Source organism: Kutzneria chonburiensis (assembly GCF_028622115.1).
Classification (GTDB): Bacteria; Actinomycetota; Actinomycetes; order Mycobacteriales; family Pseudonocardiaceae; genus Kutzneria; species Kutzneria chonburiensis.
The window spans coordinates 4215636-4232143 of record NZ_CP097263.1; the positions used below are offsets into that span (position 1 = coordinate 4215636).

Annotated in this window: 17 protein-coding genes; 11 read left to right on the forward strand and 6 right to left on the reverse strand. The window is 69.7% G+C overall.

Annotation, left to right across the window (positions count from 1 at the left end):
• Nucleotides 1-39 precede the first annotated feature (39 nt).
• The 3 genes from M3Q35_RS18910 (at nucleotide 40) to M3Q35_RS18920 (ending at nucleotide 6225) form a co-directional block, all read left to right on the forward strand.
• The gene (locus tag M3Q35_RS18910; RefSeq protein ID WP_273943209.1) at nucleotides 40-2238 is read left to right on the forward strand and encodes a helix-turn-helix transcriptional regulator; all 2199 of its coding nucleotides are present in this window, start codon (nucleotides 40-42) and stop codon (nucleotides 2236-2238) included.
• Between the two features lie 97 nt (nucleotides 2239-2335).
• On the forward strand, nucleotides 2336-4864 hold the full coding sequence (locus M3Q35_RS18915; protein ID WP_273943210.1) for a glycosyltransferase: 2529 nt from the start codon (nucleotides 2336-2338) through the stop codon (nucleotides 4862-4864).
• Nucleotides 4864-6225 (forward strand): radical SAM protein, encoded by a 1362-nt coding sequence (locus M3Q35_RS18920; protein ID WP_273943211.1) that lies wholly within the window; start codon nucleotides 4864-4866, stop codon nucleotides 6223-6225. The genes M3Q35_RS18915 and M3Q35_RS18920 overlap by 1 nt, the downstream gene beginning before the upstream one ends.
• A 29-nt stretch (nucleotides 6226-6254) precedes the next feature.
• Here the strand turns inward: M3Q35_RS18920 and M3Q35_RS18925 are convergent, their stop codons facing one another.
• Genes M3Q35_RS18925 through M3Q35_RS18935 form a run of 3 tightly spaced genes read right to left on the reverse strand, consistent with a single transcriptional unit; the run spans nucleotide 6255 to nucleotide 8028 of the window.
• A complete protein-coding gene (locus tag M3Q35_RS18925; RefSeq protein ID WP_273943213.1) occupies nucleotides 6255-6833 on the reverse strand; it encodes a LysE family translocator in 579 nt (192 codons plus the stop codon).
• Nucleotides 6830-7558: a metallophosphoesterase gene (locus M3Q35_RS18930; protein WP_273943214.1), complete on the reverse strand. Its 729-nt coding sequence runs from the start codon at nucleotides 7556-7558 to the stop codon at nucleotides 6830-6832. The genes M3Q35_RS18925 and M3Q35_RS18930 overlap by 4 nt, the downstream gene beginning before the upstream one ends.
• A 44-nt stretch (nucleotides 7559-7602) precedes the next feature.
• On the reverse strand, nucleotides 7603-8028 hold the full coding sequence (locus tag M3Q35_RS18935; protein WP_273943215.1) for an SsgA family sporulation/cell division regulator: 426 nt from the start codon (nucleotides 8026-8028) through the stop codon (nucleotides 7603-7605).
• Nucleotides 8029-8166: 138 nt separating this feature from the next.
• On the opposite strand from M3Q35_RS18935, the gene M3Q35_RS18940 reads away from it, so the two are divergent.
• Nucleotides 8167-9231: a class I SAM-dependent methyltransferase gene (locus tag M3Q35_RS18940; RefSeq protein ID WP_273943216.1), complete on the forward strand. Its 1065-nt coding sequence runs from the start codon at nucleotides 8167-8169 to the stop codon at nucleotides 9229-9231.
• A 119-nt stretch (nucleotides 9232-9350) separates the two neighbouring features.
• Nucleotides 9351-10343 carry an IS481 family transposase gene (locus M3Q35_RS18945; RefSeq protein WP_273943217.1) on the forward strand — a complete coding sequence of 331 codons (993 nt, stop codon included), beginning with the start codon at nucleotides 9351-9353 and terminating at the stop codon, nucleotides 10341-10343.
• Here the strand turns inward: M3Q35_RS18945 and M3Q35_RS18950 are convergent.
• Nucleotides 10340-10969, reverse strand: coding sequence for a response regulator (locus M3Q35_RS18950; protein ID WP_337960608.1), 630 nt, complete (start codon nucleotides 10967-10969; stop codon nucleotides 10340-10342). The two genes, M3Q35_RS18945 and M3Q35_RS18950, sit on opposite strands and share 4 nt — an antisense overlap.
• Complete coding sequence (locus M3Q35_RS18955; RefSeq protein WP_273943218.1) at nucleotides 10962-12095, reverse strand: GAF domain-containing sensor histidine kinase; 1134 nt, start codon at nucleotides 12093-12095, stop codon at nucleotides 10962-10964. Before M3Q35_RS18955 ends, M3Q35_RS18950 begins: the two co-directional genes overlap by 8 nt.
• A gap of 155 nt (nucleotides 12096-12250) precedes the next feature.
• Between M3Q35_RS18955 and M3Q35_RS48520 the strand changes: the two genes are divergently transcribed.
• The 5 genes from M3Q35_RS48520 to M3Q35_RS18975 all read left to right on the forward strand — a co-directional run bounded on the left by M3Q35_RS48520 (nucleotide 12251) and on the right by M3Q35_RS18975 (nucleotide 14701).
• Entirely contained in the window at nucleotides 12251-12385 is a 135-nt protein-coding gene (locus M3Q35_RS48520; protein WP_337960609.1) for a hypothetical protein, read from the forward strand.
• Between the two features lie 17 nt (nucleotides 12386-12402).
• A complete protein-coding gene (locus M3Q35_RS18960; protein WP_337960637.1) occupies nucleotides 12403-12915 on the forward strand; it encodes an SDR family NAD(P)-dependent oxidoreductase in 513 nt (170 codons plus the stop codon).
• Entirely contained in the window at nucleotides 12912-13259 is a 348-nt protein-coding gene (locus M3Q35_RS18965) for a VOC family protein (protein WP_273943219.1), read from the forward strand. Before M3Q35_RS18960 ends, M3Q35_RS18965 begins: the two co-directional genes overlap by 4 nt.
• Nucleotides 13256-14263: an S-adenosylmethionine:tRNA ribosyltransferase-isomerase gene (locus M3Q35_RS18970; protein ID WP_273943220.1), complete on the forward strand. Its 1008-nt coding sequence runs from the start codon at nucleotides 13256-13258 to the stop codon at nucleotides 14261-14263. The genes M3Q35_RS18965 and M3Q35_RS18970 overlap by 4 nt, the downstream gene beginning before the upstream one ends.
• Before the next feature lie 135 nt (nucleotides 14264-14398).
• Nucleotides 14399-14701, forward strand: a complete 303-nt coding sequence (locus M3Q35_RS18975; protein WP_273943221.1) for an STAS domain-containing protein — start codon at nucleotides 14399-14401, stop codon at nucleotides 14699-14701.
• 11 nt (nucleotides 14702-14712) lie between these two features.
• On the opposite strand, the gene M3Q35_RS18980 is transcribed toward M3Q35_RS18975, so the two are convergent.
• Nucleotides 14713-15669: a hypothetical protein gene (locus tag M3Q35_RS18980; protein ID WP_273943222.1), complete on the reverse strand. Its 957-nt coding sequence runs from the start codon at nucleotides 15667-15669 to the stop codon at nucleotides 14713-14715.
• A gap of 145 nt (nucleotides 15670-15814) precedes the next feature.
• On the opposite strand from M3Q35_RS18980, the gene M3Q35_RS18985 reads away from it, so the two are divergent.
• A complete protein-coding gene (locus M3Q35_RS18985; protein WP_273943223.1) occupies nucleotides 15815-16393 on the forward strand; it encodes an SMODS-associated NUDIX domain-containing protein in 579 nt (192 codons plus the stop codon).
• Nucleotides 16394-16508: the final 115 nt, after the last annotated feature.

Consider the following 16508-nt stretch of genomic DNA (forward strand, 5'->3'; position numbering starts at 1 on the left):
AGCGGGTTGGGCTGGCGAGCGGCGGACACGACCTCTTTCGTGGGACGGCAGGCCGAAATCGGGGCGGCGAGTTCGCTGCTGTCCCAGCATCGCCTGGTCACCATGATTGGCCCGGGCGGCGCCGGCAAGACACGGCTAGCCGTGCGCATCGCCACCCATTCGGCGGATTCTTTCGCCGACGGGGTCCATCTCGTCGCATTGGACTCGCTGGCCGATCCGGGGCTGCTGGCCGAGTTGGTCGCGGCCGAGATCGGCATGCGCGATGCACCGGCCGATTCCTTCCACCAGGTGGCCACGTTCCTCCAGGACAAGTCGCTGCTGCTCGTGCTGGACAACTGTGAGCACATGGTCGAGGCCTGCGGCATGCTGATCGGCAAGGTGCTGGCCGCCGCGCCTCACGTACGAATACTGGCGACCAGTCGGCATGTGCTGGGCATCGAGGGCGAGCACCTGCTGCACGTGCCGCCGCTGGAGGAAAGCGACGCGGTTCGGCTCTTTGTCGACCGGGCCTCGGCGGTGGTGCCGGGATTCGCGGTGAAACCGACGAACGGCGACACCATCGGCCGAATCTGCCGGCAGCTCGACGGGCTGCCGCTGGCCATTGAGCTGGCCGCCGCGTGGACGCGCGTGCTGTCGATGAACGAGTTGTTGGCGCAGCTCGACAATCGCTTCGATCTGCTGTCGCGGGGCGGCGCGTTCCGGCCGTCGCGGCAGCAGACGCTGGCCGCGACCGTGGACTGGAGCTACACCCTGTGCTCGCCCGAGGAGCAGCTGCTGTGGGCCCGGCTGTCGGTGTTCAAGGACGGCTTCTCGCTGACCTCGGCCGAATCGGTGTGCGCGGGCGGCCCGATCCGGCGTGGTGACGTGTTGATGGCCATCGCCGGCCTGGTCGACAAATCGGTGTTGGTGCGCGAGGGCTACAACGGCTCCGCCCGCTACTGGATGCTGGAGACGATTCGCCGGTACGGGCACGACCGGCTGGCCGAGTCCGGGCAGACCGAGGAGTTCCGGGCCCGGCACAACTCCCACTTTCTCGAGTTCGCCCGGGGCATTGCCGCCGACTGGTTCACCGGGCGGCAGCTGGAATACCTCGCGCTGACCCGGCGTGAACACGCCAATCTCCGCTCGGCGCTGGAATACGGTGTCGGCTCGGATGCGCTGACCGGGCCGTGGCTGGCCGTGTCGCTGCATTTCTTCTGGCTGAACTGTGGATTCGTCGGCGAGGGCCGGCGCTGGCTGACCCAGATCCTCGAACGGGACGATCTGCCCGCCGAGCTTCGTGTTCAGGCTTTGTGGGTCACCGCTTACGCGACGGCGGTGCTCGGCGGCCATGCGAAAGCGATGGAGATCGGGGCGGAAGCCGTCGCACTGGCCCGTTCCCTCGGCGATGACGAATTGCTGTCGCTGGCCTCGTACGGCGAAGGTGTCGCCGCGCTCATCGGGGCCGACTATCCCCGCGCGGACGCACGTCTCGAGGAAGCCATTGCCTGCTACCACCGCGTGGAGAATCCCGGCGGGCGGCTGTATCCGCCCTATGCCGCCCGCGCGATGATCGCGGCGTTGACCGGCGATCCGGAGCGCTCGATTGCCTTGGCCGACAAGGCGATCGAGTTCTCGGGACAACGGGGCGAACTGTGGGCGCGCGGCTATGCGCACTACGCGCTCACGATGGCCAAGTGGTTGCAGGGCGACCTGGATACCGCTTTCCGCAATGCGGCGGAATGCGTCCGGTGCTGCCTGAGCTTCAACGAGACCAGTCTGTTCACGGTGTTGGCGGAAACGTTGGCCGGTATCGCCCTTGGCGCGGGCGAGCACGCGCGGGCGGCGCGGATCCTCGGCATGGTCGAGCGCACGTCGCTGTTGGTCGGGGCCGAGTCGGCGCTGGGCGACAGCCCGGTCTGGCTGGGTGCTCACCACGCCGGCATCGCGGAACTGCGGCGGCGCATGGGCGACAAGCCGTTCGAGGCGGCATTCGAGGCCGGCCGGGCGATCGGGTCCTTGAGTGAGGCCGGGCCGTTCCTGCTGGAGGGGCTGACGCCCAGCCTGGGGCCGCTCACCCGGCGCGAGATGGACGTGGCCGTGCTGCTGGCCGACGGCTTGACCAACAAGCAGATCGGCGCCCGGCTGTCGATCTCGCCGCGCACCGTCGGCGCGCACGTCGACCACATCCTGAGCAAGCTCGGTTTCACCTCGCGCGTGCAGATCGGCGTGTGGATCACCTCGCGCGGCACATCGTAGCCCTGGCCGGTCCGGCTCGCAGCGCGTAAGGCAGTTCCGGGCAGATCTCCTTGGTCGGCCGGCGTTTTCGGTCCGGCAGCGGGTTAGCGTGCGGTGTATGTCGGTGCTGTGGGGAATCTCGTTCGACGCGACCCCGATCTCCGGACTCGTGGTCGAGTTCGTGAAGACGGCATCGGTGTTCCGCGACCGCGGCCACCGCGTGCACCTCGATCTGGGCTACGACATCAAGGCCGACAAGAACGCCTTCTTCCGGCCGTACCGGGAGGAATCCTCGGCGCTGCCGGACTGGGTGCGGCTCGACCGACCCTGCTTGGCGGGAATCGAGGGATACCAAGCGGAATTCGTCGCCGAGGTGCTGCGCGAGGTGGTCGGCGCGGGACGGGCGGACCTGCTGCCCCAGGTGGAGGCGCTGGCTTGCCTTGTCGCCGAACGGATCGTGGCCGCGTGGCGGCGGGCTCAGGTGACCTTCGTGGTGGTGGAGAACGGCACGCTGCCGGAGAACATCATCTACACCAAGGCGTTGTACCAGGCCATCGCGCTGTACGGGCGAGAGGCCGGGCTGGGGCGGTTCGTGTTGTGGCGGGACCACGACCTGATGTGGCAGAGCGAGCCGGGCAGCGGAAAGTACGGCCGCGAGCCGTATCCGCACGCCGTGCAACCCGTCGACTCGCCGCACATCCAGTACGTCGCACTGCACGACGAGGCGGCGCGGAAAACGCTCTCCTGGGCTCGTGACCTACACGACATCGCTGTGCTGCCCAACACCTTCGACCACTCCCCTCCCCGGCCTCTGCCGGGATTCCGGGCCCACTTCGGTATCCCTGAAGGGGTTCCGATCATCGCCCGCTGCACCAGGGTGATCCCGCAGAAGCGCATCGACCGGGACCTGCACCTGATCGCCCAACTGTCGGACGTGCACCTGTTCGTGGCCGGCGATCCGGCCGAGGATCCCGACGAATTCCTGCGTCTGCAACGGCTGGGCGCCGATCTGGGCGTGACCGAGCGGGTGGTGTTCGGCGGCCGGCTGGCCCCGCGCGAGGTGCGGACCGGGCGGGCCTACTCGATCCGGGACCTGCTGGCCGAGGCCACCCTGGCGTCTTTCCTCACCTCGTACGACTACGAGAGCTACGGCAACCCGATCGGCGAGGCCATCGCCTCCGGCGTGCCCTACCTGACCAGCGACTACGCGCTGTACCACACGGTGTACGGGCATCTCGGCTTCCGAGCCCCGGTCCTCACCGCCGACCTGCCCGATCAGTCCTTTGTGGACTCCGTGGCCGAACTGCTGCTGGACGAAGGGAAGCGTGCGCGCATGGCGGAACACAACCACCGGATCGGCCGGCAGCACTTCGACCGGGACCGGACCGAGCAGCTCGTCGACGACATGCTGGCCACCCGGACCCGGCTGTCGGTGGTGCTGCCGGTGTTCAACGAGGCCGCCAACCTGCCGGCCGTGCTGGCCAGCCTGCACGCCCAGGAGCTGGATCACGACCTGTACGACATCGTGTTGGTGGACAACAACTCCACCGATGACACGGTCGCCGTGGCCCGGGCCTTCGCGGCCGCGCACCCATCACTGACGATCCACCTGCTCGACGAGCCGGAGCAGGGCGTGGCCTGCGCCCGCAAGACCGGCATGGACTTCGCGGCTCGGCGGCTCGGCCGCGCCGCCGGCACCCGCTACTACCTGGTCTCGGCCGACGCCGACTGCCGCGTCGACTCGCGCTGGCTGCCGGAACTGTTCCGTACCATGGAATCCAACAAGGCCGCCATCGGCGTCTGCGACTACTACTACAACCCCGCGCACTTCACCGCCAGACCGCGCCTGTGGGACGCCATCCAGCGCACACTGCGCTGCCGCGCCGTGACATTCGCACTGTTCGGCGGCTTCCCCGACGGCAAGGGCTTCGCCGTGGACCGGGACGTGTACGAGAAGGTCGGCGGCATCGAGATCTTCTACCAGCTCCACAATGGACACTTCGTCAACCACCTGTCCGACGACTGGGACTTCGGCATCCGGGTGCGGGGTTCCGGCGAGGACATCGTGTACGCGCCGACCTCGCGGGTGGAGATCAATCCGCGCCGGGTGGACCACGCCATCGAGGAGGTGATCACCGGCCGGGCCTACGGCAACGACGGCATCATCGTGATGCGGGACATCCGCCCCGAGCGGCCCAGCACCCGCGACGTCGACCTGACCGAGGCGCAGGCCCAGCAGGCGTGGGAGTTCTCGATCAAGGACTTCACGCCCAAGAACACCATCCTGCCGCTGCTGCTCACACCATCCCTTGTGGACTCCGCGGACGTGATCGAGTTCTTCGGCGCCGCGCTGGTCCAGCGGCTGCGCGCCCGGATCGAGGAGATCGCCGACGAGATGCGGGTCGTCGACTTCACGCCGATCCACGTCTACAAGACGCCGTCGTACCGGCTGTACCTCGAGTTCGCCGACGAGATCTTCGCCCGGCTGCGGGCGACCGTCGGCGAGGACATCGGCTACCCGCCGCCGCTGCCGGCCTGCTTCTCCGAGGTGCCGCCGGCCCGCTTCCGCGAGTTCGTGCGGTACTACTGCGAAGACCGGGAATCCGGCGAGGCACACAACTACTTCGGCAACGGCGGTGTCTTCTGATGCTGGCAGCCTTGCGCGCACCGGAAAACGCTCACCTGCTGGAGTACGTGACCCAGGATCCGTTCGGGGCCCACGTGTTTCCCGGCGACACCCCGGACTACTCCCCCGCCGAGTTCTTGGCCGACCTGGACGTGCAGCTGCGGGACACCGCCCCGATCCATCTGTGGTCGTACATCCCGACCTGTGCCTATCGCTGCCGGTTCTGCCAGTACCCGGTCGTGCTGGTCAAGGGCGATCCCGGCAAGCTGACCCAGTGGGCCGACTGGAACATGCGGGAAGCCTTGCTGTGGCTGGAAAACGTGCCGTCCTTGAGTTCGGCCCCGATCGGCGAGTTCAACGTCTTCGGCGGCACCCCGTCGCTTCTTCCCGCGGCGGACATCGCCCGGCTGTTGGAGTTCTACCGCTCGCACTTCAACTTCGGCCCGGAGACCACGGTCCGGTTCGAGGGCGATCCCAGCACGTTCACCGTGGAGAAGCTGGAGTTGTTGGCGTCCTTGGGCTGCACCAAGCTGTCCTGCGGCGTGCAGAGCTTCGACGACCCGGTGTTGAAGCTGTGCGGGCGGGAGCACACGTCTCAGATGTGCGTGGACTTCATCCGTGCGGCGCAACGGGTTGGGTTCGAGCGAATCAGCATCGACCTGATGTACGGGCTGTTGGACCAGACCGTGGACAGCGTGCGCCGCGATCTCGATGTCGTGCTGGACACCGGCGTGAACTCTGTGGTGTGCACCAAGTTGCACCTCAAGTCGTACGCCGAAACGCGGACCGGCGTCGCCGGCGAGAAGCCCGCCGCGTGGCAGGTCGACAGCTACCGCTCCCGTCTTGAACGCGACGGCCACTTCTGGCCGACGCTGGACGAGCAGTACGAGATGCGGGCGGTGCTGACCGAGGGCCTGCGCGCCGCCGGGTACGTCGAGCATCCCACGATGTACTTCGCCGCCAACGGAATCGGGCCGGAGACGTGGAAGTCCATCATGGTCGACCAGGACCGGCAGGAGGCCGAGGTGGCCATCGGGCTCGGCGGCAGTTCCAGCTGCCGGCGGTCCGAGGCCATCACCGACGTCAACTGGCAGACCTACGCCGCTTCCGTCGAGGCCGGCCGCGTTCCGCTCGGCTCCGCGACGGCGTTTTCCCCTTCCGGCCAGGAGACCCGGGCCGTCAAGATGGCCTTGACCTCACTTCAGCCGCTGCAGGATTCCTTGCACCGCAGCCGCTTCGGCCGCTCCCTGTTCGACGAGCCGTGGGCCGGCCGGTTCCGTTCGTTGCAGGACCGCGGTTTCGCCGTGCTGTCCGATGACGCGGTGACCCTCACCCCGGCCGGGGAGACCTTGGTCGAGGCGATCATCAACACGGAGTTCTGAGCAGCGGCGCCTGGGCACGGGTGTGCGGCCTAAGCGGTGGCGGCGCGGACACCGAGGGCGACCAGGACGACGGCGGTGACGCGGCGGGCCCAGGCCCGGAAAGTGTCGGTGCGAGGGAGCCGACGGAGGACGAAAGCCCACAGGGACAGCCACACCAGGGCGAGGAGGGCGTGGGCGGTGACGAGGACGAAGATCTGCGCGGCCAAGCTCTCGGTGGGGGTCACGAACTGGGGAACGAGGGTGAGATAGATGGCGGCGGCCTTGGGATTGAGGACGTTGGCCAACACGGCCCGGATGTAGGTGGGCTCGGCACGGGGCTTGGGCCGGCGGGAACCGCCGAAGAACCAGGTCCACAGGCCGAGGCCGACGAGATAGACGGCGCCGGCGATGCGGACGACGGAAAACGCCTCGCTGGACTGCATGACGATGGCGGACAAGCCGAGGACGGCCAGCGAAGCGTGCACGTACAGGCCGGTGACGGTGCCGGCGATGACGGGCAACGCGCGGCGAGGGCCGGCCTGGATGAGCAGGGCGACGCTGGCGCCGGGAGTGGCGGTGATGGGAAAGACGGCGGCGAGGAAGCCGACGACCGCGTAGAAGTGGATCACACGGAGCGGAAGTGCGTCGTGATGCGGGTGCCCTCGACGACATGGAACGCGACGCCGGGCGGCTGGTCCCAGTTGTCGAAAGAACCGCCCTCCCAAGGCAGTCGCACGGCATAGGTGACAGCGGGAGAGACGATGATGGGACGACCGGCGAAAGAACTGGCGCAGGCGGTGTGGGCATGGCCGGTGAGCACGGCGATGACCTGCGGATGGGCCTCGACGATGGCGGAGAGGCGGTCGGGGTCGTGCAACAGGATGCGGTCGATCAACGGCTCGTGCACGGGGACCGGCGGATGGTGCAAGGCGATCAAGGTCGGGGTCTGGTCCCGCAGATGGTCGAGGATCCAGCCGACGGTCTCGTCATCGAGAAATCCGTGATCATGCGCCGGCACGATGCCGTCCACCATCAGGATGTTGACGCCGCCCACCTGGTGCAGGCGGTTGACGGGGCCGTCGGAAGGCTCCTCGTCGAGCAGGGCCTTGCGGAAAGGAGCACGGACATCGTGATTGCCGGGACAGGTCAGCACGGGGAACCCGGCCCCCGCCAGCAGGCGGGAGACCTCCTCGTACTCGGACTCGGTGCCGTGATCGGCGATGTCGCCGGTGACCAGCAGGGCGTCCACGGGCTGGGCGAGGCCGTTGAGATAGTCCATCACCCGCCGGGCCCGCGCCGTCGCCCGCTCGGAACCGTCCAGGTGCAGGTCGCTGATCTGCGCCAACAACACCATGTCATCCCCCTGACAGAGCCGTCCACGGCACCGTAGCAGGGGGCTCAGTTCGGGTCGCGGGATGCCAAAGTGCTCAGCGCGTCGTCGACGCTGACCCAACAGCTCTCGGTGCCGGGCAGCACGACGTCGTACGTCCGGTCCAGAAACTCGGCCAGGTCCTCGGCGAGGCCCTCGAACACGGCCAGGCCGGCCGGCGCGCTCAGGACCAGCACCACGAGCTCGACGGCGTCGGCGGCCGGGCCGATGCGGACATCGCCCACCCCGGACTCCTCGATCAGGCCGTCGGCCAGCAGGTCACGGGCGAAGCACCATTCGACGCAGCCGGACGGGCCGGCTCGGAAGGCGGCGGTGACCGCGTACGGATCACGGGTGTCGTATCGCAGGTCGACCTTGACGCCCACGGGCGGCGACTGCGGCACGAGCAGGTCCAACGTCACCGTCGACCGCAGCGTCCGATGGTTGTTTCGCACAATTCACCTCCCCTCGGCTGTGACCGAAGGACTATGCACCTCCGGCGACCGCGCGCACAGCCGCCGTTCCGGGATCCGGAACCTTTTGCGACCAACGGCGCGGGGACAGCGCCCAGCGTTCGCCGCTACGCTGCGCGCATGACCGCTTCCTCCCTGCCGGAGACGGATCCAGTCGCCGCGCGACGCCCCCAGTACCTCGCCGACATCGCGGCCGGGCTGGACCGCTTCTTCGAACCGCGCCGCGACGACTGCCCGTGGTGCGGGTCGGCCACGTTGACCACACGGCTGCGTACGGTGGACCTGTTGCAGCACAAGCCCGGACGGTTCGAGCTGTCCGAATGCGCGGACTGCCACCACATCTTCCAGAACCCACGGCTGAGCCTGGCCGGCCTGGAGTTCTACTACCGCGACTGCTACGACGGCCTCGGTGAGCAGCAGATGGCGGCCATGTTCGAGGGCAACACGACCGGGTTGAAGGACCGCGCGGCGCTGCTGACCAAGCACCACACGCCCAAGCGCTGGCTGGACGTGGGCACCGGGCACGGGCACTTCTGCAAGGCGGCGGCGGAAGTGTTGCCGGACACCGATTTCGACGGTCTCGACCTGAGCGCCGGCGTGGAACTGGCGCAGGACAAGGGGTGGATCACCAAGGCCTACCGGGGCAACTTCCCGGAGATGACGGCCGAGCTGGCCGGCAACTACGACGTGCTCAGCATGTTCCACTACCTGGAGCACACGCTGGATCCCCAGGTCGAACTGGCCGCCGCGGCGGACGTGCTGGCGCCCGGCGGGCACCTGGTGATCGAGCTGCCGGACCCGGAGAGCAAGTGGGGCCGGGTGCTCGGCAAGTACTGGATGCCGTGGCTGCAGCCGCAGCACCTGAACCTGATGCCGATCGGGAACCTCAAGCGAGCGGCCGAAGAGGTCGGCTTCACGGTGGTGGACGAGCAGCGGGCCGAGCCGCACGGCTCGATGGACATGATCGCGGCGACCCTGTTGTGGGCCAACTGGGTCGTCGGCGGCAACAACGTGCCGTGGCACCCGAAGCGGCCGAGCGCGCTGCACCGGTTCGCCCGCAAGGCCAGCATGGTGATCACGGTGCCGCTGATGATCCTGGCCCTCATCGGTGACAAGCTGCACGCGCCGTGGGGCCGCAAGCACGGCTGGTCCAACGCCTACCGCGTGCTGCTGGTGCGCACCTAGTTGTACTGCCTTGGGAGGTTGCGAACGGGCAGACACGTGAACCGATGATCTTGAAATGAGGGAAGGCCTCCAGGTTCGGTGTGGATTGCGACGTCTACACCGAGCTCCCGGAGGCCCTCATGCCCCACCGTAACGCACCCTTGACCGAGCTGGGCAGGCTGCGGCTGGCCCGCTGCGTCGTGGACGACGGTTGGCCACTGCGACCAGCGGCCGACCGGTTCCAGGTCTCGGTCAGCACCGCTCAACGCTGGGCGCGGCGCTACCGCCAACTCGGTGCCGCTGGCATGGTCGACCGGTCCTCCCGTCCTCACACCAGCCCTGGCCGTACCCCTACCCGCACCGAACGCCGCATCATCAAGGTCCGCGTACTACGCCGCTGGGGACCGGCCCGCATCGCCTACCTGCTCGGCCTGAACCCGGCTACGGTGCACCGGGTGCTGCGTCGCTACGGCCTGGCTCGCCTGACGCATCTGGACCGCGCCACCGCGCACCCCATCCGCCGCTACGAACGCGACGCTCCCGGCGACCTGATCCACGTCGACATCACAAAGCTGGGCAACATCCCCGACGGCGGCGGTCACCGGGTGCACGGCCGTCAGATCGGCGGCCGCAACAGCCAACGCACCGCCACCGCGACCCGCAGCGCCTACCGCAACCCCTCGCTGGGCTACGGATTCCCGCACAACGCGATCGATGATCACTCCCGTCTGGCCTACACCGAGATCCTGCCCGACGAGACCAAGGAAGCCGCCGCCGCGTTCTGGCAGAGGGCGCAGACCTTCTTCCACACCAACGGAATCACCGTCAAACGGGTACTCACTGACAACGGGTCCTGCTACCGCTCACGACTCTGGCGCGACACCCTGGCCGCCGCAGACATCACCCACAAACGCACCCGCCCCTACCGGCCCCAGACCAACGGCACAGTGGAACGGTTCAACCGCACCCTGCTCGACGAATGGGCCTACGCCCGCCCCTACCGGTCCGAGACCGAACGCCGCCAGGCCCTGCCGCAGTGGCTACACGCCTACAATCACCACCGCGGCCACACCGCACTCAAAGGCCTACCACCAGCCAGCCGCGTTCCCAACCTCACGGGTCAGAACACCTAGACCAGCAGTCCGGTGCGGACGGCGTGCAGGGCGGCCTGCGTCCGGTCCTGCACGCCGAGCTTGGCCAGAATGGCGCTGACGTGCGTCTTCACCGTCTTCTCGGACAGCACGAGCGACTTGGCGATCTCCCGGTTGGACCGGCCGCGGGCCAGCTCGGCCAGCACCTCGCGCTCACGGCCGGTGAGGTGCACGCCGTGCGGCTGGGCCTCGCCGGCGGCCAGCAGGCGCGCGACATCGGGATGCAGCAACACATGCCCGGCGTGCACGGCCCGAATGGCGGCGGCCAGCGCGGGCGGGTCGACGTCCTTGTAGACGTAGCCGGCGGCGCCGGCCCGCACGGCCGGCAACACGGCCACCGGATCGGTGAAGCTGGTGATCACCAGCACCCGCGCCGGGCTGCCGGCGGCGCGCAAGCCGTGCAGCGCCTCCACTCCCCCGCTGCCGGGCATCTTCAGGTCCAGCAGCACAACGTCGGGTCGCAGCGCCAGCGCGGCGTCCACACAGGACTGACCGTCGGCCGCCTCGCCGACGACGGTGAGGTCGTCCTGGAGGTCGAGGAAGGTCCGCAATCCTTGGCGCACAACGGGGTGGTCGTCCACGACGAGCACCTTGACCACATCAGCCACCGGTCGCCACCTCCACCCGCACCGTGGTGCCACCGCCGGGCGTCGAGGTCACGGTCAGCCGCCCGCCGACCGTTCGCGCCCGTTCCCGCATCGACGTGAGCCCCAGCTTGCGCGCCGCCTGCTCGGACCGCTCGGCGTCGAAACCCCGGCCGTCGTCCCGGACCTGAAGCACGACCTGCCCGTCACCGGTCGAGAGGTCGATCTCCACGTGCGCCGGATCGGCGTGCCGCAAAGCGTTGTGCAGGGCCTCCTGCGCGATCCGGTACAGGGCCTCGCGCCGCGCGGACGTCAGCTTCGGCACGGGACAGCCGACGAAGGCGACCTCGGCCTCGTGCACCCGGTTGAGCAGCTCGGCCTGCTTGCGCAGGGCGGCATCCAGGCCGTCACCGGACAGGTCGACCGGCAGCAGCCCGACGACCACCGCGCGCAGCTCGTCGCTGACCTCGGCGGCCAGCCGGCGCACGTTGTCGATCTCGGTGACCGCCCGGGCCTGGTCCCGGTCGACCAGCGCCGCGGCGGCGTCGGCGGTCAGGCGCAGGGAGAACAGCTTCTGTGTCACGGCGTCGTGCAGCTCGCGGGCGATCCGGTTGCGTTCGGCCACAATGGACAGTTCGCGGCTGCGCTCGTACAGCCGGGCGTTGACGATGGCGATGGCGGCGTGCCCGGCCAGCAGCCGCAGCAGCTCCTCGTCCTCGGCACGGAAGCCGCCGGGCGTGTTCTTGTTGGCCAGGAACAACTCGCCGAGGATCTCGTCCCCGTCGGTGATCGGCATGCCCAGGAAGTCGGTCAGCACCGGATGGGCCGACGGCCACCAGTCGAACTGCGGATGCTGGCGGATGTCGCTCAGCCGCACCGGATTCGGGTCGCGCAGCAGCACGCCGAGCAGCCCGTGCTGGCGCGGCACCGGTCCGATCGCCTTCCACTGCTCGTCGGTGATGCCGTCGGCCAGGAACTCGGCGAAGGAGCCGTTCTCGTCGGGCACGCCCAGGGCCGCGTAGCGGGCGTCGAGCAGCCGCCGGGCCGAGGTCAGGATGGTCTGTAGCACCTCGCGCACCGACCGCCGCGCGGTCACGGCGAGCACGGCCGCGCTCAGTTCGCGCAGCTCGTCCCGGTCGCAGGTGCCCATGACGCAACCGTACCCACTGAAACCGGCCGGCGGATCGGGCGGCGGTCCTAGGTCCAAGGTCGTAGGCCGCGCGGGCCCGTCGCCCGATGGCATGGCGTCCGCGGCTGCATAGCGTCGGTGACGAGCACAGACGACCACCCGAGGAGGTGACGGGGATGCCCGTCGCGATCATCACCGGCGCGTCCCGCGGTCTGGGGCTGGCACTGGCCAAGGGCCTGTCCGACGCCGGCTGGAGCCTGGTCCTCGACGCCAGGGGGCCGAGGACCTGCGCACCGCCGCCAGTGAACTGAACGGGACAGTACAGGCGATACCGGGCGACATCACCGACCCCGCACACCGGGCCGCCCTGGTCACGGCGGCCGACGAGCTCGGCGGCCTCGACCTGCTGGTCAACAACGCGGGTGTGCTGGGGCCGAGCCCGCTGCCGACGCTGGCCGAGTTCCCGCTGGACCGGCTGCGCGAGGTGTTCGAGGTGAACGTGCTGGCCCAGCTCGCGCTGACCCAGCAGGCGCTGCCGGCGCTGGTGGCGCGGGCCGGCTCGGTGGTGTTCGTGACGTCCGACGCCGCGGTCGAACCGTATCCCGGGTGGGGTGGATACGGCTCGGCCAAGGCGGCGCTGGAGCACATCGGCCGGGTGCTGGCCGTGGAGGCGCCCGAGCTGCGGGTTTGGGTCGTCGATCCGGGCGACCTGCGCACGCGGATGCATCAGGACGCGTTCCCCGGCGAGGACATCAGCGACCGGCAGCTGCCGGAGGCCGTGATACCGGCGTACGTGAAGTTGGTGACCGAGCGGCCGGAGTCGGGGCGGATCCGGCTGTGAATCCGGTCGCACTGTGGTTGCCGTACGAGGTCGAGGATCTCGTCGCGGCGACGGAGTTCTACACGGTCCGACTTGGACTGTCCGAAGTGGATCGATTCGACGGCGGGGTCGTGCTGCGGGCCGCCGACGGCGCTTACGTGGAGCTGGCCGCGGCCGGCTCGCCACGATCGGCGCCGGCGGCGTTCCAGCTGGCCACCGACGGCGAGGTGGACGCGGCGTTCCGCGCGCTGCGCCCCCGGTCCGACGAGCTGGTTCGCGGGCCGGGCCGCTATCCCCGAGGCCACTACGGCTTCGAGGTGCGCGGCCCGGCGGGGGCGACCGTGATGATCTGGAGTGAGCGATGACCGCAACCGTGGAGTTCACGCTGCCGGCCGAGTTGGAGGCGCACGAGCCGCCGGAGGCTCGTGGGCTGTCCCGCGACGCCGTCCGGCTGTTGGTCGGCCGGCGGGCCTCCGGGGAGATCAGCCACCACCGGTTCGACGAGCTGCCGACGCTGTTGACCCCGGGCGACGTGCTCGTGGTCAACACCTCGGCGACGCTGCCGGCGGCCGTGCCGGTGCTGGACTCGGACCTTATGCTGCACGTGTCGACCAGGCAGCCGGACAGCAGCTGGCTGATCGAGCTGCGCACCGCCGACGGGCCGTTCCGGGACGCCGTTGCCGGCCAACGGTATTCGCTGCCCGGCGACGCCACGGTGACGTTGCTGGAGCCGTACTCGCGGGGTCGCCTGTGGACAGCTGCGTTCGATGTTCCTTCCGTGCCACGGTATCTGCTCGACCATGGCGTGCCCATCCGCTACGGCTACGTGCCGCGGCAGTGGCCGTTGCCCTTCTACCAGACGGTTTTCGCCGAGCACCCGGGCAGCGCCGAGATGCCCAGCGCCGCCCGGCCGTTCACCGATCGGGTCGTCACGCGGCTGGTGTCGGCCGGCATCCAGTTCGCGCCGATCCTGCTGCACACCGGCGTCGCCTCGCCCGAGGCACACGAACGTCCTTATCCGGAGCGGTTTTCCGTGTCGGCGACGACCGCGCGCATCGTCAACCAGGCGCGGGCGGCCGGCAATCGGGTCATCGGCATCGGCACCACCGCCGTGCGGGCGCTGGAGAGCGCGGTCGAGGGCACCGAGGTCGTGCCGGCGCAGGGCTGGACCGACCTGGTGATCACGCCCGAGCGGGGCGTGCGGGTGGTGGACGGGCTGCTCACCGGCTTCCACGAGCCGATGGCCTCGCACCTGGACATGCTGGCCGCGATCGCCGACGAGCCGCTGCTCATGGCCTGCTACGCCGAGGCCGTGCGGGCCGGCTACCTGTGGCACGAGTTCGGCGACGTCAACCTGCTGTTGCCCTAAGCCGTCACGGTCGGTGACCACGTCATTCGGGTGAGCGACCGGCATGGTGAACTGAATCTCATCGAACACGTGTTTCAGCACCTCGACACGGACACGGCGCTGCGCCACGGGCTCGGACGCAAGTAGGGTTGCCCGGTGCATATCAGCAGCGAAGGAACGGAGACCGTGGTCCTCGCCGTGTCCGGCGAGGTTGACCTGGGCACCGCGCCGGGCCTCGAGGAGGCCGTCACCGCGGCCGTCTCGACCGCCGGCGCCCACGCCGTGAGAATCGACCTCGCCCAGGTCTCCTTCATGGATTCCACCGGACTGCGCGTGCTGCTGTCCGGCCGCCAGGCCGCCGAGCAGCGCGGCATCGCCTTCACCGTGGCCAACCCCCAGCCGCACCTGCTCAAGGTGATGCGGGTGACCGGCATCGACGGCCTGCTGGGCCTGTCCTGACCCGAACTGTCCTAATCGGACTGGTGTCGCCAGCAGATGCCATAGCTGAAGCCCTGTTCCGGACGCTCGAACCGGGCCGCCACCTCGTCGGCGCCGTCGAGGGCGAGCAGCGGGCCGTCCGGCGTGCCCCGGTGCGGCAGTGTGCCCGGTCCGGCCCGGTCGGTGCGCCACACGGCCAGCGGCCGTCGTTGCGCGCCGAATCGGACACGCGTCTCGAACAGGGCGCACGTGACCAGCGGGTTGAACACGTAGTGATCGGCGATGGGCTGCCCGTCACGGACCTGGAAGACGATGGCATACGTGTGCGTCTCGTTCCAGGCCAGCGGCCGGGGCAGCCTGAGCAGATAGCGGAAGTGGACGGCGTTCAGGCGGTGCGCCGCGACGATGCGGGCCCCGTGCTGGATCTCGGCCTGCACCTCGCGGTCGATGTCGGCGCCGTCGCGTCGGCGCGGCACGCTGAACCGGGCGACGATGTGGTCGAGGCCGTCCCGGGTGGCGACGATCGTGCGCTCCTCAATCACCTCCGGGCACGGCCGGTCCAGCCGCACCAGCACGCGCAGCCGGCGCACCGCCCAGCCCCGCTCCGGGTCTGACGGGTCGACCGTCCGGGCGATCAGCTGGGCCAGCTTCACGAACGCGTCGTCCACGCGACGCCGGGCCGTGCGCTCGGACAGCCGGCGGTCGGCCGCCAGCAGCTCGGTCCGCCGGGACAGCGTGGCCGCGTGCAGGTCGCGGTCGAGGCCGAGGGCCACCAGCACGGCCTTGCGGTCCTCCGCCGGCAGGTCGACGTCGGTGAGCAGGCCGATGGCCTGGCCGACCAGCCGACGGACCTCCGCGCCTCCGCAGTCCGGCGGGATGTCGGCCCAGCGCGCCACCTCCCGCCCGATGCGGTGGTGGACGTCGGCCCGGTGCAGGCCGCGACCCCGTCTCAGCGTCGTGAACTCGGCGATCAGGTCGGCCTCGGTCATCCCCCGCCCCCTTCGGCCACAACCGGCGCAACATGGCCAGGACCTGGCCAGTTCCGGCGCGGCGGCCACGCGACCATGCCAGCTTCGATGCTATGAGCGGCCGGCCCCGCGGGGTGCGGCGTTCACCCGGAAGGCGGTGGAGTCCGTGGCGCTGTTTCGGTCCCGGCGGGTGCGGGCGGTGCGGGTGTGCTGCGCGGCAGTGCTGCGGGTGTGGGAGGACGGCCGGATCGTGCTGGTGGAGTCCGGCGCCCGGCCCGGGGCGTTCACGCCGCCCGGCGGTGTGCTGCGGCTCTCGGAGCCGCTGGCGCACCTGGGTTTTGCCGCCGACGACGACCACCACCTGCGCGGATCCCTGTCGACGCGGTCGATCGAGGGATTCGTGCGGTGGTTCGAGAGCGGGACGGGCCGTGAGGACGGGGAGGAGTGCCTGCGGCGTGCGCTCGCCGGGGTTCTGGCCGAGTTCGGGGTGCCCGGCCAGAACCTGAGCTTTGCTCGGTTGGGGATCGAGGTCGAACGCTCGCCCGTGGAGCTGCGGGGATTCGAGTTCTTCGACCTGGCGCCGGGTCCGGCGCGGGACCGACTGCTGGCACTGGCCGCCGATTCCCGCGTGCACACGGTGTTGTCGGCAACGGCTGCGGAGGTCGCAGCCGGTCGGATCGGCAACGCCGTGATCGCGCCCCATGCCCGCTACCTGACCAGCGAGGTGGCGGAGAACGCTCGGTGACGCCGGCCGGTCCGGCCGGCGTCATGTCCGTCAGCTCCTGGCGATTCCGGCAATGAGCACGATGACGTGGCTTTCCATGTGAATTCCCCTCCGTCTGGCAACAACGCCAGAATGC